This is a genomic window from Curtobacterium oceanosedimentum, assembly GCF_020297365.1.
In the GTDB taxonomy this organism is placed as follows: Bacteria; Actinomycetota; Actinomycetes; order Actinomycetales; family Microbacteriaceae; genus Curtobacterium.
This window is the reverse complement of the sequence record NZ_JAIXIG010000009.1, coordinates 62,087-80,934: the sequence shown is the minus strand read 5'-3', so window position 1 is coordinate 80,934 and position 18,848 is coordinate 62,087. Positions and strand designations below refer to the sequence as shown.

The 18,848-nt window shown below is 71.0% G+C and carries 20 protein-coding genes; 15 read left to right on the top strand and 5 right to left on the bottom strand.

The window, feature by feature from the left end; genetic code table 11:
- Positions 1-14: 14 nt before the first annotated feature.
- The 13 genes from ftsH to LEL83_RS05910 all read left to right on the top strand — a co-directional run bounded on the left by ftsH (position 15) and on the right by LEL83_RS05910 (position 11,174).
- Positions 15-2,003 carry an ATP-dependent zinc metalloprotease FtsH gene (gene ftsH / locus LEL83_RS05965; protein ID WP_225558122.1) on the top strand — a complete coding sequence of 663 codons (1,989 nt, stop codon included), beginning with the start codon at positions 15-17 and terminating at the stop codon, positions 2,001-2,003.
- Positions 2,004-2,009: 6 nt separating this feature from the next.
- The gene (gene folP, locus LEL83_RS05960) at positions 2,010-2,978 is read left to right on the top strand and encodes a dihydropteroate synthase (RefSeq protein WP_198657318.1); all 969 of its coding nucleotides are present in this window, start codon (positions 2,010-2,012) and stop codon (positions 2,976-2,978) included.
- Positions 2,975-3,364, top strand: a complete 390-nt coding sequence (folB, locus tag LEL83_RS05955) for a dihydroneopterin aldolase (protein WP_225558121.1) — start codon at positions 2,975-2,977, stop codon at positions 3,362-3,364. Before folP ends, folB begins: the two co-directional genes overlap by 4 nt.
- Entirely contained in the window at positions 3,361-3,915 is a 555-nt protein-coding gene (gene folK, locus LEL83_RS05950; protein WP_225558120.1) for a 2-amino-4-hydroxy-6-hydroxymethyldihydropteridine diphosphokinase, read from the top strand. Before folB ends, folK begins: the two co-directional genes overlap by 4 nt.
- On the top strand, positions 3,912-4,403 hold the full coding sequence (locus LEL83_RS05945; RefSeq protein ID WP_225558119.1) for a DUF3180 domain-containing protein: 492 nt from the start codon (positions 3,912-3,914) through the stop codon (positions 4,401-4,403). Before folK ends, LEL83_RS05945 begins: the two co-directional genes overlap by 4 nt.
- A 22-nt stretch (positions 4,404-4,425) precedes the next feature.
- Positions 4,426-4,947, top strand: a complete 522-nt coding sequence (locus LEL83_RS05940) for a PH domain-containing protein (protein ID WP_198657322.1) — start codon at positions 4,426-4,428, stop codon at positions 4,945-4,947.
- 9 nt (positions 4,948-4,956) lie between these two features.
- Positions 4,957-6,714, top strand: coding sequence for a PH domain-containing protein (locus LEL83_RS05935; protein WP_225558118.1), 1,758 nt, complete (start codon positions 4,957-4,959; stop codon positions 6,712-6,714).
- Positions 6,711-7,403 carry a Rossmann-like and DUF2520 domain-containing protein gene (locus LEL83_RS05930; protein WP_181441644.1) on the top strand — a complete coding sequence of 231 codons (693 nt, stop codon included), beginning with the start codon at positions 6,711-6,713 and terminating at the stop codon, positions 7,401-7,403. Before LEL83_RS05935 ends, LEL83_RS05930 begins: the two co-directional genes overlap by 4 nt.
- Before the next feature lie 82 nt (positions 7,404-7,485).
- Positions 7,486-9,009: a lysine--tRNA ligase gene (lysS, locus tag LEL83_RS05925; RefSeq protein WP_225558117.1), complete on the top strand. Its 1,524-nt coding sequence runs from the start codon at positions 7,486-7,488 to the stop codon at positions 9,007-9,009.
- Between the two features lie 29 nt (positions 9,010-9,038).
- Positions 9,039-9,242: a hypothetical protein gene (locus tag LEL83_RS05920; RefSeq protein WP_198657326.1), complete on the top strand. Its 204-nt coding sequence runs from the start codon at positions 9,039-9,041 to the stop codon at positions 9,240-9,242.
- 47 nt (positions 9,243-9,289) lie between these two features.
- Complete coding sequence (locus LEL83_RS05915) at positions 9,290-9,481, top strand: hypothetical protein (protein WP_225558116.1); 192 nt, start codon at positions 9,290-9,292, stop codon at positions 9,479-9,481.
- A gap of 143 nt (positions 9,482-9,624) precedes the next feature.
- The gene (locus tag LEL83_RS15875; RefSeq protein WP_263867246.1) at positions 9,625-9,756 is read left to right on the top strand and encodes a hypothetical protein; all 132 of its coding nucleotides are present in this window, start codon (positions 9,625-9,627) and stop codon (positions 9,754-9,756) included.
- Between the two features lie 359 nt (positions 9,757-10,115).
- Positions 10,116-11,174, top strand: coding sequence for a sigma-70 family RNA polymerase sigma factor (locus tag LEL83_RS05910; protein WP_225558115.1), 1,059 nt, complete (start codon positions 10,116-10,118; stop codon positions 11,172-11,174).
- A 162-nt stretch (positions 11,175-11,336) separates the two neighbouring features.
- Here LEL83_RS05910 and LEL83_RS05905 read toward each other — a convergent pair whose 3' ends face one another.
- On the bottom strand, positions 11,337-12,269 hold the full coding sequence (locus LEL83_RS05905) for an NAD(+)/NADH kinase (RefSeq protein WP_198657329.1): 933 nt from the start codon (positions 12,267-12,269) through the stop codon (positions 11,337-11,339).
- A 69-nt stretch (positions 12,270-12,338) separates the two neighbouring features.
- Between LEL83_RS05905 and LEL83_RS05900 the strand changes: the two genes are divergently transcribed.
- On the top strand, positions 12,339-12,815 hold the full coding sequence (locus tag LEL83_RS05900; RefSeq protein ID WP_225558114.1) for a Clp protease N-terminal domain-containing protein: 477 nt from the start codon (positions 12,339-12,341) through the stop codon (positions 12,813-12,815).
- A gap of 222 nt (positions 12,816-13,037) precedes the next feature.
- Positions 13,038-15,557, top strand: coding sequence for an ATP-dependent Clp protease ATP-binding subunit (locus LEL83_RS05895; protein WP_225558113.1), 2,520 nt, complete (start codon positions 13,038-13,040; stop codon positions 15,555-15,557).
- Between the two features lie 270 nt (positions 15,558-15,827).
- On the opposite strand, the gene LEL83_RS05890 is transcribed toward LEL83_RS05895, so the two are convergent.
- From LEL83_RS05890 to LEL83_RS05875, 4 genes are read right to left on the bottom strand one after another with little or no spacing between them, the layout of a single operon-like run.
- Positions 15,828-16,826, bottom strand: coding sequence for an alpha/beta fold hydrolase (locus tag LEL83_RS05890; protein ID WP_225558112.1), 999 nt, complete (start codon positions 16,824-16,826; stop codon positions 15,828-15,830).
- Positions 16,823-17,773: a hypothetical protein gene (locus LEL83_RS05885; RefSeq protein WP_198657333.1), complete on the bottom strand. Its 951-nt coding sequence runs from the start codon at positions 17,771-17,773 to the stop codon at positions 16,823-16,825. The genes LEL83_RS05890 and LEL83_RS05885 overlap by 4 nt, the downstream gene beginning before the upstream one ends.
- Positions 17,770-18,225 (bottom strand): hypothetical protein, encoded by a 456-nt coding sequence (locus LEL83_RS05880; RefSeq protein WP_225558111.1) that lies wholly within the window; start codon positions 18,223-18,225, stop codon positions 17,770-17,772. The genes LEL83_RS05885 and LEL83_RS05880 overlap by 4 nt, the downstream gene beginning before the upstream one ends.
- On the bottom strand, positions 18,222-18,665 hold the full coding sequence (locus LEL83_RS05875; protein ID WP_198657335.1) for a hypothetical protein: 444 nt from the start codon (positions 18,663-18,665) through the stop codon (positions 18,222-18,224). The genes LEL83_RS05880 and LEL83_RS05875 overlap by 4 nt, the downstream gene beginning before the upstream one ends.
- Between the last annotated feature and the right edge of the window lie 183 nt (positions 18,666-18,848).

Below are 18,848 nucleotides of genomic sequence, written 5' to 3'. Positions count from 1 at the left end.
CGCGCCCGGATCACATGAACTTGAAGCGCATCTTCCGCGGCCCGTACCTCTACGTGTTGATCGCGCTGGCCGGCATCCTCATCGGCTGGAGCTTCCTCGCGCAGGCGAACACGCAAGAGATCGACACCCAGAAGGGCCTCGAGCTGCTGTCCGACGGCAAGGTGTCGTCCGTGGTGGTGAACTCCACCGAGCAGCGCGTCGACCTCACCCTGAAGGACGGCGGCAAGCAGGAGCAGTTCTACTACTCCACACCGCGTGGCGAAGAGGTCATCAACGCCGTCAACAGCGCCGACCTGCCGAAGGGCTACAACGATCACGTGTCGCAGGGCAACTGGTTCCTGTCGCTGCTCGGCATCCTGCTGCCGTTCCTGATCATCGGTGCCCTGTTCTGGTTCCTGCTGTCGAGCGCCCAGGGCGGCGGCTCGAAGGTCATGCAGTTCGGCAAGTCGAAGGCGAAGATCAACAACAAGGAGAACCCGCAGGTGTCGTTCGCCGACGTCGCGGGCTCCGACGAGGCGATCGAGGAACTCCACGAGATCAAGGAGTTCCTCAAGGAGCCGGCGAAGTTCCAGGCCGTCGGCGCGAAGATCCCGAAGGGCGTGCTGCTGTACGGCCCTCCCGGCACCGGCAAGACCCTGCTCGCCCGCGCCGTCGCCGGCGAGGCAGGCGTGCCGTTCTACTCGATCTCCGGTTCGGACTTCGTCGAGATGTTCGTCGGTGTCGGTGCGAGCCGCGTCCGCGACCTGTTCGAGCAGGCCAAGGCGAACTCGCCGGCCATCGTGTTCATCGACGAGATCGACGCGGTCGGTCGTCACCGTGGTGCCGGCATCGGCGGCGGCAACGACGAGCGTGAGCAGACGCTGAACCAGCTGCTCGTCGAGATGGACGGCTTCGACGGCAAGACGAACGTCATCCTCATCGCGGCGACGAACCGCCCCGACGTGCTCGACCCCGCGCTGCTGCGCCCGGGCCGCTTCGACCGCCAGATCGGCGTCGACGCCCCGAGCCTGGCCGGCCGCAAGCAGATCCTCGAGGTGCACGCGAAGGGCAAGCCGCTCGCCGCGAGCGTCGACCTCGAGCTGCTCGCCCGCAAGACGCCGGGCTTCACCGGCGCCGACCTGGCGAACGTCCTGAACGAGGCCGCGCTGCTGACCGCGCGGTCGAACGCGCAGCTCATCGACAACCGCGCCCTCGACGAGGCCGTCGACCGCGTCATGGCGGGCCCGCAGCGCCGGACCCGCGTGATGTCCGACCAGGAGCGCCTGATCACCGCGTACCACGAGGGCGGCCACGCCCTGGCGGCGGCGGCGATGCGGCACACCGACCCGGTGACGAAGATCACGATCCTGCCGCGCGGCCGTGCCCTCGGCTACACGATGGTCCTGCCCCTCGAGGACAAGTACTCGGTCACCCGCAACGAGCTGCTCGACCAGCTGACCTACGCCATGGGTGGTCGCGTCGCCGAGGAGATCGTGTTCCACGACCCGACCACCGGTGCCTCGAACGACATCGAGAAGGCCACGGGCACCGCGCGCAAGATGGTCACCGAGTACGGCATGAGCCGTGCCGTCGGGTCCGTCAAGCTCGGCTCCGGGTCGAGCGAGCCGTTCGTCGGTCGCGACATGAGCGGTGGGACCGGCCGGGACTACTCGGAGAACATCGCCGAGACCGTCGACGCCGAGACCCGTGCGTTGCTCGAGCAGGCGCACGACGAGGCCTACCAGGTGCTCAACGACAACCGCGACATCCTCGACCGCCTGGCCGGTGAGCTGCTCGAGAAGGAGACGCTCGACGCCCCGGAGCTCGTCGAGATCTTCAAGGACGTCCGCAAGCTGCCGGAGCGCCCGCAGTGGCTCTCCAGCGACAAGCGCCCGGTGAGCAACCTGCCCGCCATCGGTGTTCCCGGACAGGCTGCCTCGACGGCGGCGGAGACGTCGGACTCCGAGTCGGCCTCGAAGCCCCGCCGTCGTCCGTTCGGCAACCCCGGTATCGCCCCCGCGTAGGCCGGCATGACGGACCAGCCGACGCGACGAGAGCGCCGACTCGCCGAGGTGCGTCGCGCCCGAGCCGTCGCCGCCGAACCGCCGACGGTCGCGATCGACCTCCGTGCACCCCAGCCGGTGCCGGAGGTCGTGACCGGCCGTCGTCGGGACCGCGGTGGTCCGGCCGACGACCGCACCCGCGTGCTCGGCATCCTCAACGTCACCCCCGACTCGTTCAGCGACGGGGGGCTGCACCAGGCCTACGACGCCGCCGTGCAGCACGCGAGGGACCTGGTGGCCGCCGGTGCCGACCTCATCGACGTCGGTGGCGAGTCGACCCGCCCCGGGTCCGAGCGCGTCCCGGTCCCCGTCGAGCAGGAGCGGGTGCTGCCCGTCGTGCAGCAGCTCGTCGCCGAGGGGATCCCGGTCAGCGTCGACACCATGAACGCCGCCACCGCGGAGCGCGCCGTCGAGCTCGGCGCCGCGATCGTCAACGACGTCTCCGGCGGCCTCGCCGACCCGGACATGGCCCGGGTCGTGGCGTCCACCGGGGTCGGGTTCGTCGTCATGCACTGGCGCGGCCACAGCGACCGGATGTACCGCAACGCCGAGTACACCCACGCGGTCGAGGAGGTCCGGCGCGAGGTCGAACTCCGGGTCGCCGAGCTCATCGTGCTCGGCGTCCGGCAGGAGCAGGTCGTGATCGATCCGGGCCTCGGATTCGCCAAGCACGGTGTGCAGAACTGGGAGATCCTGGCCGGCTACGAGCGCTTCGCCTCGATCGGTCTGCCGGTGCTCGTCGCCGCCTCGCGCAAGCGCTTCCTCGACGGCGTCGGCAGCCCCGAGGGTGCCCCGCCGAAGGAGCGCGACCTCGCCACCGCCGCCATCAGCCTGCTCGCCGCCGAGCGCGGCGCGTGGGGCGTGCGCGTGCACGACCCGGCACCGACCCGTGCCGTGCTCGACGTCTGGGACGCCTGGAGGGCAGCTCGATCGTGAACGACACCATCCGCCTGACTGGGGTCCGAGCTCGTGGACACCACGGTGTGTTCGACCACGAGCGCACCGACGGCCAGGACTTCGTCGTCGACGTCGCCGTGGAGCTCGATGCCCGCGCGGCCTCGGGCTCCGACGACCTCGACGCCACCGTGCACTACGGCGTGCTCGCCGAGCAGGTCGTCGCCGAGATCGAGCGGGACCCCGTCGACCTGATCGAGACGCTCGCCGAGCGCATCGCCGCCGTCGTGCTGACCCACGGTGCGGCCCTGGCGACCGAGGTCACGGTGCACAAGCCGCAGGCGCCGATCACCGTGCCGTTCACCGACGTGTCGATCACGATCCGCCGCAGCCGTGCCGACGCGGTGCCGGACGGGGACGCCGCGTGACCCGCCGGGTCGTCGTCGCACTCGGCGCGAACCTCGGCGACCGGGGGAGCACCCTGCGCGCCGCCGCGGCCGCGATCGCCGCGCTGCCCGGTGTCGAGCCGGTGGCCTCGAGCCGCGAGGTCGAGTCCGTCGCCGTGACGCTCGACGGGCCCGACGCGTCGAAGCCCCGCTACCGGAACGCCGTCGTCATCGTGGACACCGAGCTGGAACCGCAGGCGTTCCTCGACGCGCTGCACGGCATCGAGGACGACCACGGCCGGACGCGCCAGGTCCGGTGGGGCGACCGCACCCTCGACCTCGACGTCGTCGCCGTCGACGCCGAACGGATCGACACGGACACCCTGACCGTCCCGCACCCCCGGGCAGCGGAGCGCGCGTTCGTGCTCGCGCCGTGGCTCGACGCCGACCCCGCGGCCGTGCTGCCCGGCGCCGGACCGGTGGCCGACCTGCTGACCGCAGTCGGGGACGACACCGAGCGCGTCGACGAGCCGCGCCTGTTCGACGAGCCGAGCCGGGCCTCCCGTCCGGCGGGGAGCACGACGACCGCATGAAGCCCACCCGCGCCTCCACGCTCATCAGCATCGCCGTCGTGACGGCGGTGGCGGGCTTCGCGCTCGACGCCGTCCTGGCGTCGCGCCCGGCACCCACGCTGATCCTGTCCGTCCCGCTCGGCGTGACGCTGGCGTTCATCGGTGTCGCCGTCGTGCTCATGGCCCGCCCGGTCCGCCGGCACGCCCGCGAGGGCGCAGGACGACAGCGGCCCGTCGACCCCCTGTACGCCACCCGGGTCGTGGTGCTCGCCAAGGCGTCGAGCATCTGCGGCACCCTGTTCGGCGGGTTCGCCCTCGGCCTCGTCGCGTACCTGCTGACCCGGTCGGTGACGCCTTCGCTAGGCTCGACCCTGCCGAACGTCATCGCCGTCGCGGGTGGGATCGTCCTGACGGTCTGCGCACTCGTGGCGGAGCGCATGTGCATCGCACCCCCGGGTGACGACGACGACCGCGACGACCCGCGGGGCGGCACGACCACGGTCCACTGACCGCACACCCAGGAGGCCCGCGATGCCGCGTGAACGACTCGACGAGCCGGGCCTCGGCCTCGGTGGGATCCACTGGCACCGGGTGTCCGCCAAGCTCGTCTGGACCGAGCTCGTCACCACGCTCCTCATCGGGGTCGTGATCACCGCCGGGTGCGTGCTCATCGGCGTCGCGAACGACGGCTTCGGTTCCCCCGCCGGCACGATCTGGATCGCCGTCGGGGTCGTCGTCGCCGTCGTCACCGCCGTGACGGCCGCGCTGACCCCGCGCCGGGTCCGCGCCATCGGGTACGCGTTGCGCGACGACGACCTGGTCGTGCGGCGCGGGCTGATGTGGCAGCGGTTCACGGCCGTCCCCTACGGGCGGATGCAGCTGGTCGACGTCGCCCGCGGCCCCCTGGACCGCGCGCTGGGGATGAGCGAGCTGAAGTTCGTGACCGCGGCGGCAGCCACCAACGTGCGCATCCCCGGCGTGCCCGCCGCCGACGCCGACGAGCTGCGCGATCGACTCGTCGAACTCGCCGAGTCCCGTCGCGCCGGGCTGTAGGGGTCGTCCGTGACCTTCCGACCCGGTACCCCGCCGCCCGCACCGCCCACCCGGGGCGACGCGGCCGCAGCAGCGCCCCTGACCGACGGCGAGTGGCACCGCCTGCACCCGCTCACCCCGCTGCTCAAGGGCGGGATCTTCCTCATCGTCATCCTCGGCTACGTGCTGAACAGCCTGCGTGACCAGCTCGTCGAGTTCTTCATCCCGGGCGAGCAGCAGGAGGACGGCGACCCCGTCCGGTACGTGTACGAGCACGGGGCGGTCGGCTGGGTCCTGCTCGGCATCGCGGTGTTCCTCGTCGTGCTGATCGGGCTGTTCTACCTGTCGTGGCGGATGCACGAGTTCCGGGTCACCGGCGAGATCGTCGAGGTGCGATCCGGCGTGCTGTTCCGGAACCACCGCAAGGCCCGGCTCGACCGCATCCAGGGCATCAACATCCAGCGGCCGCTCGTGCCCCGCGTGTTCGGCACCGCCAAGCTCGAGATCGCGCAGGCCGGCAACGACGCGAACGTCCAGCTCGCCTACCTCGGGGCCCGGGCCGCCGACGACCTGCGGCAGCGGATCCTGGTGCTGGCGTCCGGCGCGAAGGACGACGACGCCCACGACGGCCCGGCACGCCGCTCGAACGGTGCGCTGCAGGACCGCGTCGACGAGATGTTCTCGCCCGAGCTCGACCCGGCGGCCGTGCACGCCACCCGGATCGTCAAGGTGCGCCCCGGTCGACTCATCGCCTCGATGCTGCTGTCCGGCACGACGCTGTTCATCCTGCTGGTCGTCGCGGCGATGATCGTCAGCGTCGCGCTCACCGGCGAGTACGGGTTCCTGTTCGGGCTCTTCCCCGCCGTGATCGGCGCCGGTGGCTACTACATCCGCAAGTTCTCGCGCTCGCTGCGGTACACGATCGCCGAGACCCGCGACGGTATCCGGATCGGCTACGGCCTGGTCTCGACGTCGAACGAGACGCTGCCGCCGGGGCGCATCCACGCCGTCAGCGTCGCGCAGCCCCTGCTGTGGCGGCCGTTCGGCTGGTGGGACATCCGCATCAACCGCGCGACGAGCGCCACCGGTGCCGCGTCGAGCAACCAGCAGGTGTCGTCGATCATCCTGCCGGTCGGCACCGCCGCCGACGTCCGCGAGGTCCTCGACATCATCCTGCCCGGCCTGGTCGGCACCGTCGTCGCCGGTCCGGAGGCATCGCAGGAGGCCCTGCGCGAGGGCTCGGCCGAGGCCGTCAACGTCGTCGACGACAGCCTCACCACCTCGGGCGACCGCGGCGGCTTCGTGCACTCGCCCCGCCGTGCCGCCTGGCTGCGGCCGTTCGCCTTCCGGCGCAACGGGTACCGGTTCGTGCAGGGCGCGGTGCTGCTCCGGCTCGGGGCCGTGTGGCGGTCGCTGGTCATCGTGCCGCTGCCCCGGGTGCAGAGCGTCAAGGTGGAGCAGGGGCCGTTCGAGCGCGCCCTGCGGCTCGCGGCCGTGCACGTGCACACCGTCGCGGGGCCGGTCTCCGCGCGCGTGGGCGCGCTCGACGCGCGGGACGCACAGCGGCTGTGGGCCGAGACGGCGCACCGCGCGGTCGAGGCGGCTGCCGTCGACACGACCCACCGCTGGCGCGAACGGGAGGCCCGCCCCGCGGTCGCGACGCAGGCTGCGGATGAGCCCGTGCCCGGGTCCGGTGCCCCTGCCGGGCGGGGCGAGGACCGCGCGACCGGCGCCGTGCCTCCCGGTCCGGGGTGGGACGACGTCCCGCCCACGGGAGCCGCGCGGTGAGGGCGGGACGACTCGGGGTCGGCGTCGTCGGCGCCGGGCGGGTGGGTCCGGTCCTCGGCGCAGCGCTCGCCAACGCGGAACACGCCGTCGTCGGCGTCACCGCGGTGTCGGACGAGGGTCGCGACCGAGCCGAGGCGATGCTGCCCGGAGCACCCGTCCTCGCGACGCCGGACCTGGTCGAGCGGAGCGAACTCGTGCTGCTCGCCGTGCCGGACGACCAGCTCGCGTCCCTGGTGCAGGGCCTGGCCGACGCCGGCATCTGGCAGCCCGGGCAGCTCGTCGTGCACACCAGTCCGGACCACGGCGTCGGCATCCTCGCCCCCGCGATGGCTGCCGGTGCGATCCCGCTGGCGATCCACCCGGCCATGGCGTTCACCGGCACGAGCGTCGACCTGTCCCGACTCCGTGACGCCTACTGCGCGGTGACCGCTCCGGCGCCCGTGCTGCCGATCGCCCAGGCGCTCGTGGTCGAGATGGGGGCCGAGCCGTTCGTCGTCGCCGAGGGTGATCGACCCGCCTACGCCGACGCCGTGCGGGCAGCGGTGAGCTTCTCGACAGCGATCGTCGACCAGTCGGCGGGCACGCTCTCCGGGATCGGGGTGGAGCACCCCGGCCGGGTCCTCGGTGCGCTCGTGCGCTCGGCCGTCGACAACGCGCTGACGGCGGCCGACGGGCAGTCGACGCTGTAGGTCCGGGGCCGCCGTTCGGGTGCGGGTGTCGGGCGCGGGTAGCATTTCCCCCGACCCCCACGACCATCGGAGCCGCACCCGCATGACCGACGAGACCGTCACCCCCGACACCGCGATCGCCGACGCCACCCTGGCCGAGCAGGAGACCAGCGAGCAGCGACAGGTCCGGCTCGACAAGCGCGCGAAGCTCCTGGAGTCGGGTGTCGACGCGTACCCGGCCGAGCTGCCGATCACCACGACGATCCCGGCCGTGCGATCGCAGTACGAGCACCTGGAGACCGGCGAGGAGACGCAGGACGTCGTCGGGATCGCGGGTCGTGTCGTGTTCTCGCGCAACACCGGCAAGCTCTGCTTCGCGTCCCTGCAGTCGGGTGACGGCTCACGCATCCAGGCGATGGTGTCGCTGGCCGAGGTGGGCGACGAGTCGCTGGCCCGGTGGAAGGAGTTCGTCGACCTCGGCGACCACGTCTTCGTGCACGGCCGGGTGATCTCCTCGCGTCGTGGCGAGCTGAGCATCATGGTCGACGACTGGGCCATGGCGGCGAAGGCGATCCTGCCCCTGCCGAACCTGCACAACGAGCTGAACGAGGAGACCCGGGTCCGCCAGCGGTACCTCGACCTCATCGTGCGCGACGAGGCCCGTGCGACGGTCCGCGCCCGTGCCGCCGTGATGGCCTCGCTCCGGCAGACCTTCACGTCGCACGAGTACCTCGAGGTCGAGACGCCGATGCTGCAGACCCAGCACGGCGGCGCCTCGGCCCGTCCGTTCGTGACGCACTCGAACGCCTTCGACACCGAGTTGTTCCTGCGCATCGCGCCCGAGCTGTTCCTGAAGCGCGCCGTCGTCGGCGGCATCGACCGGGTGTTCGAGATCAACCGGAACTTCCGCAACGAGGGCGCCGACTCGTCGCACTCGCCCGAGTTCGCGATGGTCGAGGCCTACCAGGCGTACGGCAACTACGAGCAGATGGCCGACCTGACGCAGGAGCTCGTGCAGAACGCCACCCGCGCGGTCACCGGTGGAGCGCTCGAGGTCACCCTGCCCGACGGCACCACCTACGACCTGGGTGGCGAGTGGCCGCGCATCGACATGTACGGCTCCCTGTCCGAGGCCGCCGGGCGCGAGATCACCCCGGAGACCCCGCTGTCCGAGCTGCAGGCGCTCGCCGAGGCCGAGGGCGTCGAGGTCGCCCACGCGACCCACGGCAAGTACGTCGAGGAGCTCTGGGAGCACTTCGTCATCGACTCGCTCGACCGTCCGACCTTCGTCATGAACTTCCCGGTCGACACCTCGCCGCTCACCCGGCAGCACCGCACCCGTCCGGGCATCGTCGAGAAGTGGGACCTCTACATCCGCGGCTTCGAGCTGGCGACGGCGTACTCGGAGCTCGTCGACCCGGTGGTGCAGCGCGAGCGCTTCGTCGAGCAGGCGAAGCTCGCGGCCGGCGGTGACCCCGAGGCGATGCGCGTCGACGAGGAGTTCCTGCGGGCCCTCGAGCACGCGATGCCCCCGTCGGGCGGCATGGGCATGGGGATCGACCGGTTGCTCATGGCCATCACCGGCCTCGGGATCCGCGAGACGATCCTGTTCCCGCTCGTCAAGTAGGCGACGCTCCACCCGGGTAGGATGGCCGGGTGCCTGAAGGAGTCGTGAGCGGGATCGTCTTCGCCCTGACGCCGACCATCGTCGTCGGCCTCATCTTCTGGTTCGTGATGCGCGCGATCATGCGCGCCGACCGGACCGAGCGAGCGGCGTACGCCAAGGTCGAGGCCGAGGAGCGCGCCCGCTTCGAGCGTGAGCACGGGTTCCCGGCGCCCGCACCGACCTCCGCCGAGTAGCGCGGCACGTCACCCTCCGTTCACCCGGCGGTGTGAGGCTGGCGCACATGGCCGCCACCCCGCCGGACCGCGTCGGCGACGTTGATGCACCCGGCCTCGAGCCCGACGTCGACGCACCGGGCCTCGAGCCCGACGTCGACGTCGACGACGAGGACGCCTTCGGGCACCCGGTGCCCGGTGTGGTCCCGACCGACGACCGGCCCTGGCCGACCGGCGACGACGACGACCTCGACGGCTGACCCCGGACCTCGACGTCTGAACGCGGACCTCGACGTCTGGACGACGACTCCGACGTCCGAACGACGACCTCGACGCCTGCGCGCCGACGAGCCGTCACACGACGTTCACCTCGCCGTCGCGCCCCGGGATGACCATCGTCCGCATGGCAACCTCACATCCCTTCACCGGCCGCAGCCTCGTCGGTGACATCGAGAGCGAGTACGACGAGTTCGACCGCGACGCCGACCTCGAGGTCTCCAAGCGTCGGGACGGGTGGCTCGAACCCTCCTGGTGACCCCCACCCAGTCGCCGTTCGGGGTACGACGGCCGGATCCCACCGATCTGGTCCGACGTACCCCTTCTGCATGTCCGGATGACGCGGTACGCCGGGGTACAGCACCCGAAACACGGCGGCAACACCGTCGTAACCCCGGAAAAACGGCGATCCAGGGCCGGTCGGGCGTGATCCCGGGGGGCATGCGGGGGTGCGTGCTGTCCCCCATGGGGGACGGTTCTAGGCGTGAAGCACGGAGAAGGCTGGGAATCGATCCGGACGGTTTGTGGGGTACACCCCCGGACCGCTTTACTCGTCAACGCCCCCCACAGGGCGCACCACCCCGAAAGCCATCACCGCCGAACGCAGGGAGAGACACCATGACGATCGCAACGGCTGCCCCCAGCACCACCCGCCGCACCGCCACCAAGAAGGCTGCGGCATCGAAGACCGCGACCGCCGAGGCCGCGACCACCTCGCTCGACACCGAGGTCGAGGCGGACGAGCAGCTCGCCGGCGTCCGCGGTGCATCCGTCGACCAGGTCGGCGACTACCTGCGTCACATCGGTCGCCTCTCGCTCCTCACCGCCGAGGAAGAAGCGCAGATCGCCCGCCGCATCGAGGTCGGTCTCTTCGCCGAGGAGAAGCTGGCCACCGAGAAGGGCCTGGCGAAGACCCTGCAGCGTGAACTCCGCTGGCTCGTCCGCGACGGCGAGCGTGCCAAGGAGCGGATGATCACCTCGAACCTCCGTCTGGTCGTCAGTATCGCCAAGCGCTACTCGCAGCGCGGCCTGCCCTTCATGGACGTCATCCAGGAGGGCAACCTCGGTCTGGTCCGTGCGGTCGAGAAGTTCGACTTCACGCAGGGCTACAAGTTCTCGACCTACGCCACCTGGTGGATCCGCCAGGCGATCTCGCGCGGTCTCGCCGACAAGGCGCGCACGATCCGCATCCCGGTGCACACCGTCGAGCTCATCAACAAGATCTCGCGCACCGAGCGTGACCTGACCGTCGACCTCGGCCGCGCGCCGATGCCCGAGGAAGTGGCCGCCGAGCTGAGCATGAGCGTCGACGAGCTCGTCGACCTCAAGGGCCGTTCGCACGAGCCGGTCTCGATCCACACCGTCGTCGGCGACTCCGACGACAGCGAGCTCGGTGACTTCATCGAGGACGAGGACGCCGCGAGCCCGAACGAGCTCACCGAGACGACGCTCCTGCACCGCGACATCCGCTCCATCGTCGCCGAGCTGCCGAGCGACGAGGCCAACGTGATCCGCATGCGCTACGGCCTGGACGACGACAAGCCGATGACGCTCGACGAGATCTCGAAGATCGTGCACACGACCCGTCAGGCGGTCAGCCGTGTCGAGTCGCGTGCCAAGCTGCGCCTGTTCGCCAAGGCGGTCTCGCAGGACATGCAGCTCTACCTGACCGACTGAGGTCAGCGCACTTCCGCCGGTGCGGTTCCCGTGCCGGCGAGGGGAAACCGGGTCGTCCTGTGGGAAGGCGATCCGGTGGGGTGATGGGACGGCCCGCTCGAGCACTGCTCGGGCGGGCCATTCGCATCTGTGCCGCCGGCTCGACCCGTGACCTGCTCCCGCTCAGTCGTCGAGCTCCGGTCGCAGCTTCTGTCGCAGGTCGTTCGGGATGAGTTCGATGAGCTGGTCCGGACGGACCGGCAGGTCGAGCAGGCTCAGCTTGACCCGGCCCGTCCGCCCGTGTCGCTCGGCGTCGAGCCGGACGACACTGCCGGCGTCCTTCCGCAGGCGCATGTCGATCTGTGCGCCGGTGGCGACCTCACCGACCACGAGCCCGTCGACCTCGAGCGCGGCGCTCCTGGTGCCCTCGGCGATGTCGAAGCGGTAGCGCTCACGTGCGGCGAGCACGACGGACCGGTCGATACCGGCCATCGGCGCGACCGGGGTCACCACGGACCCGGAGAGCGCGGGGGAGAGCACCGGACCGCCGGCGGCGTAGTTGTACGCGGTCGACCCGGCGGGCGTCGCGGCCACGATGGCGTCGGCACGGTAGTACCCGTAGCCGAGCCCGCCGACGCTCAGGTCGGCCGAGACCTGCCCGGCACCGGGTCGCCGCACGATCGTCAGGTCGTTGAAGGCCAGGTAGTCCGTCCGCGCCCCACCCCAGGACAGCCGGGCCTCGAGCGCGTGGTGCGGCTCGAGCTGGTACTCGCCGGCGGACAACCGGTCGAGGGCGATCTCGAGCTCGGGTGGCTCGATCTCGACCAGGAACCCGACGTTGCCGTAGTTCACACCGAGCACGGGCACCGGCCGCCGCGCCACGAGCCGCATCGCGCCGAGCATCGTGCCGTCGCCGCCGAGTGCGACGACGAGGTCGACCCGGTCGGTGAAGTCGTCGTCGTCGACGACGTCCACGCCTCCGCCGATGCGCTGTGCATCAGCTCGTCTGGCGATGAGGGCGCCCTGGCCGGACGCGTTCCAGCGCTGCAGGGTCGTGATGGACTCCTGCACGTTCTTCGTGGGGTGGACGACGAGGCCGACGACGGGCTGCTCCATGCCCGGATCGTACCGAGCGGACCTCCGATGCAGGCTGTTCGTTCAAAAGGCATGAGATATTCTGCATACATGCAGACCGCTCACCTCTCCGTCGCCCTCCCCTCCGTCCGGCACGGCCGCGAGATCGTGCTGCTGGCCGACCTCGAGTCCCACGAGTCCGGCTTCGGGTTCGTCGACGCCGAGCACCTGCTGCTCGCCGCGGTGACCCTGTGCGCGGGCATGCCCCGCTTCCGTCCCGTGCTCGATGCGCACGGCGTCACCCCCGACGGCGTCCGCGCCGGCATCCGGGCCTTCGTCGGCGCCCACCGACCGTGTCCCGGCGAGCACGACCGTGTCGCCTGCACACCCGCGGCGGCACGGGTCCTCGCCCGGGCCGCGACGATCGCCGGTCCGCTCGAGCGCGTCCGCCCCGTCCACGTCGTGCTGGCCGTGCTCGACGGCGTCGACGATCCGTTCATGGGCTCCGCGCACGACGTCCTCGACGCCCTGGGCGTCGATCCGCGCCGTTTCCGGCGTGCCCTGCGTCGGGCGGCGCGACGCGCCTGAGTCGGGAGCGCAGGCGGGACGGGAGGCCCGTGGCGGACGCCGCCACGGGCCTCCCGACCGTCCTGCCGTTCGCCCACCGCGCACAACGCGCACCGTGGTCACGCCCAGGGCGAACAGGGGCGGCCTCCGGAGGGAGCGCTGGTTACTCTCGAAGGACGTGACCGGACTCACACGATTCCGGTGCAGCTGTCGGCTCCGGACGAAGGGGCCAAGGGAGAGCACATGTTCGAGAGATTCACCGACCGGGCCCGTCGTGTTGTCGTCCTCGCTCAAGAAGAAGCGAAGATGCTCAACCACAACTACATCGGCACCGAGCACATCCTCCTCGGCCTCATCCACGAGGGCGAGGGCGTCGCCGCCAAGGCGCTGGAGTCGCTGGGCATCTCGCTCGACGCCGTCCGCGAGCAGGTCCAGGACATCATCGGGCAGGGCCAGCAGCAGCCGACCGGGCACATCCCGTTCACGCCGCGCGCCAAGAAGGTGCTCGAGCTGTCCCTGCGCGAGGCGCTGCAGCTCGGCCACAACTACATCGGCACCGAGCACATCCTGCTCGGCCTGATCCGCGAGGGCGAGGGTGTCGCAGCCCAGGTGCTCGTGAAGCTCGGCGCCGACCTCAACCGGGTCCGCCAGCAGGTCATCCAGCTCCTGTCCGGCTACCAGGGCAAGGAAGCCGTCGCCGTCGGTGGCGAGCAGCAGCAGAACGCCCAGCAGGGTTCGCAGGTCCTCGACCAGTTCGGTCGGAACCTCACCCAGGCCGCGCGCGACGCCAAGCTCGACCCGGTGATCGGCCGCGAGAAGGAGATGGAGCGGGTCATGCAGATCCTCTCCCGCCGCTCCAAGAACAACCCCGTCCTGATCGGTGAGCCCGGCGTCGGCAAGACCGCCGTCGTCGAGGGCCTCGCCCAGGCGATCGTCAAGGGCGACGTGCCCGAGACGCTCAAGGACAAGCAGCTCTACTCGCTCGACCTCGGCTCGCTCATCGCCGGGTCCCGCTACCGCGGTGACTTCGAGGAGCGCCTCAAGAAGGTCACGAAGGAGATCCGCACCCGCGGCGACATCATCGTCTTCATCGACGAGATCCACACCCTCGTGGGTGCCGGTGCCGCCGAGGGGGCGATCGATGCCGCGTCGATCCTCAAGCCGCTCCTGGCCCGCGGTGAGCTCCAGACCATCGGTGCCACCACGCTCGACGAGTACCGCAAGCACTTCGAGAAGGACGCCGCACTCGAGCGTCGCTTCCAGCCGGTGCAGGTCAACGAGCCGTCGCTGCCGCACGCGATCAACATCCTCAAGGGTCTGCGCGACAAGTACGAGGCGTTCCACAAGGTGTCCATCACCGACGGCGCGATCGTCGCCGCGGCGAACCTGGCGGACCGCTACGTGCAGGACCGCTTCCTGCCGGACAAGGCCATCGACCTGATCGACGAGGCCGGCGCTCGCCTGCGGCTGTCGATCCTGTCGGCGCCTCCGGAGCTCCGCGAGTTCGACGAGAAGATCTCGACGGTCCGCGGGTCGAAGGAAGCCGCCATCGAGGAGCAGGACTTCGAGAAGGCCGCGAGCCTGCGCGACGAGGAGAAGAAGCTCCTCGGCGAGCGGCTCCGCCTCGAGAAGCAGTGGCGTGCGGGTGACGTCGCCGCGTCCGGCACCGTCGACGAGGGCATCATCGCCGAGGTCCTGGCGCAGGCCACGGGCATCCCCGTGTTCAAGCTCACCGAGGAGGAGACCTCGCGTCTCGTCTTCATGGAGAAGGCCCTGCACGAGCGCGTCATCGGTCAGGAAGAGGCCATCTCGGCCCTGTCCAAGACCATCCGCCGCACCCGTGCCGGTCTGAAGGACCCGAACCGTCCCTCCGGCTCGTTCATCTTCGCCGGCCCCACGGGCGTCGGGAAGACCGAGCTCGCCAAGGCGCTCGCCGAGTTCCTGTTCGACGACGAAGGCGCGCTGATCTCCCTCGACATGTCGGAGTTCGGTGAGAAGCACACCGTGTCCCGCCTGTTCGGTGCCCCTCCCGGGTTCGTCGGGTTCGAGGAGGGCGGGCAGCTCACCGAGAAGGTGCGCCGCAAGCCGTTCTCCGTGGTGCTGTTCGACGAGATCGAGAAGGCCCACCCGGACATCTTCAACTCGCTGCTGCAGGTGCTCGAGGAAGGCCGTCTCACCGACGGTCAGGGCCGCGTGGTCGACTTCAAGAACACCGTCATCATCATGACCACGAACCTCGGTTCGCAGGGCATCGCCGGTGGTCCGGTGGGCTTCCAGGTCGAGGGCGACTCGGCCGTCGGCTACGACCGCATGCGCGGCAAGGTGAACGAGGAGCTGAAGAAGCACTTCAAGCCCGAGTTCCTGAACCGCGTCGACGACACGATCGTGTTCCCGCAGCTGTCGCAGCCCGAGCTGCTGCAGATCGTGGACCTGTTCGTGAAGCGTCTGGCCGACCGCCTGCTCGACCGCGACATGACCGTCGAGCTCACGCTCGCCGCCAAGGAGCAGCTCATCAAGGTCGGGTTCGACCCGTCTCTGGGTGCTCGCCCCCTGCGCCGCGCCATGCAGCACGAGGTCGAGGACCAGCTGTCCGAGCACATCCTGCAGGGTGAGCTCAACGCGGGCGACCACGTGAAGGTCGACTTCGTCGACGGTGCGTTCCGCTTCGAGACCGGCCGTCAGCCGGGTCGCGAAGGGGTCCTCGCCGGCGCAGCCGCCGTCGAGTCCGCTCCGGACGCGCCCCAGGGTGAGATCGAGTCCTAGGACCTGACACGCCACGGACGGGAGGCTCGGTGCCAGCTGGCACCGGGCCTCCCGTCCGTTCTCGGGTCGCGTACAGATCCCGCCTCGCCGATCTGCGCGTTCCCGCGTCCATCGGCCCCCGTCCGGGGGTACTGTGATGATCACGCGCGAGACGTTCCCCCCAACTCCTCGCGCGTCGCGCTCGATCGGTTCCCCCCAACGGATCGAGACGCAGTCGGCCCCGGTCTGTTCGCAGACCGGGGCCGTTGCACGTCGTGGGGCGGTGCGCGCCTAGGAGCCGGACGGCAGCCCGGCGGCGAAGTCGCGGATGGCAGTGTCCCAGCGCTCCGGGTCCTCGTTCCACTCGAGCGTGTGCGGGGCCGTGCGGAACACGACCGTGGCGGCGTGCTGTCGCTCGGCGACGGCGGCGACGTCGTCCGCCGCGACCAGGACGTCCGCCTCGGAGTGCACGAGCAGCGTCGGCGTCGCCGAGCTCTGCCAGGTGGCCGTGGCGAGGGGCTGCGCGGCGCCGGCGAGGCGGGAGAGCACCGGGGTGGTCGTGATCCGCGCGGCGACCGTACCGACGAATGCGGGCAGGTGTGCAGCCCGGACCGCGCCCCGCAGCGCCGAGGCGACGTCGAGCAGGGGCGAGATCCCGACGAGTCCGTCGACCGGCACACGGGCGGCCGCGATCGAGCAGGCGAGGGCGCCGGCCGACCAGCCCTGCAGCACGACGCGCTGGGCGCCCCGGGCTCGGGCGGCACGGACCGCTGCGACGACCCGGTCGGCGGCCTGCGGGTCGAGGGAGCGGAGCGGCAGGTCGGTGGTGTCGACGATCTCGGACGTCGCGCCGAGGGACCGCCAGACCCCGATGCCGCGGAGCACCTGGCGCGGCCCGAGGGACTGTCCGTGCACGTGCACCACGTGCGTCGTGGCGGGCTCGGGCTCGACGTCGGGCACCTCGGTCGGCTCGTCGTACCGCAGGGCGTCCCAGGTCCACTCGCCGGCCGCCACCGGGCCGGTGACGCTGCGGCGCACGGTCTCGGCGTTCGTGTCGAGGATCGCGCCGACCTGCGCCCGGGTACCGTCGCGCTGCAGGTCGTAGGTGCCCGGCAGCCGGGTGTCGCGGGTGGCGGTCAGTTCGACCTGTGTGTCCGTGGCGCTGCGGACCGTGGCCGTCGCGGTGTACGGAGTGGGGAAGAGCAGCCGTCGGGCGACGAAGGCGCCGAGCCCGAGCGTGCCGACCGCCCCTGCTGCGGTGCCGAGTGCGGTGATGCGTCCACCGGTCATGAGATCTCCTTGAGTCGTGCCGTGGTCAGCGTCGCGTCGGCCGGGACGTCCTGCCCGGCCTCGCGCGCCCGGTCCTCGATCTCGACGGACAGCCGGTGCAGCCGGCTCCGCCACTGGCGACGCTGCCAGACGATCGTGAAGTAGAGCCCGGTGTTGCCCGATGCCGCTTCGAGCCGCCGGAGTTCCGGTTCGAGGCGTCGGAAGCGCCGCCGGGCGTCCCCCCAATCGCGGAACTCGCGTGCCGCGTCGGGCAGGACCCCACCGGCCGCCCCGACGGCGAGCAGCACCATCGAGGTCAGGAACACCGGTGCGTAGATCGTGGACAGGACCGCGACCGCGGGCTCGATCCCGGCGACGTGCACGGCGTCGAGGGCGATGGCGATCGCCGCGAGCAGCACGAGCCCCGCCGCGCCGACGACGAACAGCCAGTACATCCGGCCGAGGCCGTCTCCGCTGCGGAACGAGCGCAGCACCGCCACGGCGGACCGGGCGATCACGATGGCGATGTACGTCATCTCGACCGCCGAGTACAACGCGGTCGGCAGCTGGTCGCCGTACACGACCATGAACTGCGCCGTGGGCGTCGGAGCGTCGATCATGGTGAACAGCACGACGAGCGCGACGAGCACGGCCAGACAGCCCGCGATCCGACCGGGGCGCACGAGCTTGGCCGACCGTGCGGCGGCCTCGACCGACTGCGCCAACGCGAACATCCCGCACACCATCAGGCAGCGGCCGATCAGGTCGGCGATGTTCGGTACCGAGGTCACTCCGGCCAGGAACGACGTGATCTCGGGCTGGTTGATGGTCAGGCCGACGGCGACGAAGCCGCAGCACGCCATGAGCCAGCCGACGCTCGCCGACTGGGTGCGCACGAGCACCAGCCGGACGACGAGCACCGTCAGGACGACCCACACCGGGATCGAGCCCCAGATGTGCAGCGTCACCGGAAGATCCCGGGACGGCCGTCGGGGTCGAGCAGGCCGATCCGGAGCGCGAGCTGGTCGGCGACCAGCTCGACTGCCTGTTCGTGCGGGGTGTCGAGCGACCGGGTGAAGGCCGTCCGACCGCTGAGCAGTCCCGTGTACGCCTGGTGGTCGCAGCCGCTGTCGTCCATGAACACGTGCGCGAGCTCGTGCAGCACGCAGGCCACGCGCGAGCGTTCGGACAGTCCGGGTCGGGTCTCGAGCAGGGCGTGGTCGGTACGCTGGATGAGCCGCGCGGACAGGTCGCCCGGCAACTCCGTGGTCTGCACCCGGATCGGTTTCCCGAGTGCCTGCTCCGCACGGATGGTCAGCTCCGGCAGGGTCAGCCGGCGGGGGAGGCCCAGCCGCTGCACCCGTCGACGGGCCTCGGACTGCCGGCGGCGTGCGCCGAACCGGTCGCGACACACGTTCACGACGCGCCGCCGGACTCGTCGAGCCGCCGCAGGTGCTCGGTGAAGTCGCGGATCTCGTCGGCCGAGGCGAACTCGCCGAGCCGTCGGGTCGCGAACGCGACGACCTCGCGCTTGCGGAGTTCGAGGACGAGCTCGAGCTGGGCCTGCACCCGTTCCGGCACGTCGGTGTTGCCAGCCGCGTCGGTCAGGTACTCGGCCGGCACCCCGAAGTACGACGCCAGGGCCGCGAGGAGCCGCTGGTCGCGCACCGCCGGACCGTTGCCGCCGAGCATGTACCCCCAGCGCGGCCGGCTCATCGAGGCACCCTGCGCCTCGATCTCCGCGACGATCTCCTTGTACGGGGGACGCTGTCCGGAGTTCGCCTCGACGACGTCCATCAGGAGCTGCAGTTTGCGCGACAGTTCCCGGCGGTGTGCGTCGTCATCGGTGTACTCGATCACGTGACCCCTCTCGCATCTGTCTCAGACATGGTAAAACTGAACCAGCGCGACCGCCGGTGTCACCACTCTGCCAGGCTCGCGCTCGGGCGTCAGGTCGGCATTTCAGTGGGGGGATGCCGAAGGGGGCACGACGGACGGGAGGCGCGGTGCCAGCTGGCACCGCGCCTCCCGTCCGGCGCGTGG

Excerpts from the sequence above, each read along its gene's own strand:
- ftsH (WP_225558122.1), top strand. The coding sequence starts at position 15 with ATGAACTTGAAGCGCATCTTCCGCGGCCCGTACCTCTACGTGTTGATC.
- folP (WP_198657318.1), top strand. The coding sequence starts at position 2,010 with ATGACGGACCAGCCGACGCGACGAGAGCGCCGACTCGCCGAGGTGCGT.
- LEL83_RS05945 (WP_225558119.1), top strand. The coding sequence starts at position 3,912 with ATGAAGCCCACCCGCGCCTCCACGCTCATCAGCATCGCCGTCGTGACG.
- LEL83_RS05940 (WP_198657322.1), top strand. The coding sequence starts at position 4,426 with ATGCCGCGTGAACGACTCGACGAGCCGGGCCTCGGCCTCGGTGGGATC.
- lysS (WP_225558117.1), top strand. The coding sequence starts at position 7,486 with ATGACCGACGAGACCGTCACCCCCGACACCGCGATCGCCGACGCCACC.
- LEL83_RS05915 (WP_225558116.1), top strand. The coding sequence starts at position 9,290 with ATGGCCGCCACCCCGCCGGACCGCGTCGGCGACGTTGATGCACCCGGC.
- LEL83_RS15875 (WP_263867246.1), top strand. The coding sequence starts at position 9,625 with ATGGCAACCTCACATCCCTTCACCGGCCGCAGCCTCGTCGGTGACATC.
- LEL83_RS05910 (WP_225558115.1), top strand. The coding sequence starts at position 10,116 with ATGACGATCGCAACGGCTGCCCCCAGCACCACCCGCCGCACCGCCACC.
- LEL83_RS05905 (WP_198657329.1), bottom strand. The coding sequence starts at position 12,269 with ATGGAGCAGCCCGTCGTCGGCCTCGTCGTCCACCCCACGAAGAACGTG.
- LEL83_RS05900 (WP_225558114.1), top strand. The coding sequence starts at position 12,339 with ATGCAGACCGCTCACCTCTCCGTCGCCCTCCCCTCCGTCCGGCACGGC.
- LEL83_RS05895 (WP_225558113.1), top strand. The coding sequence starts at position 13,038 with ATGTTCGAGAGATTCACCGACCGGGCCCGTCGTGTTGTCGTCCTCGCT.
- LEL83_RS05890 (WP_225558112.1), bottom strand. The coding sequence starts at position 16,826 with ATGACCGGTGGACGCATCACCGCACTCGGCACCGCAGCAGGGGCGGTC.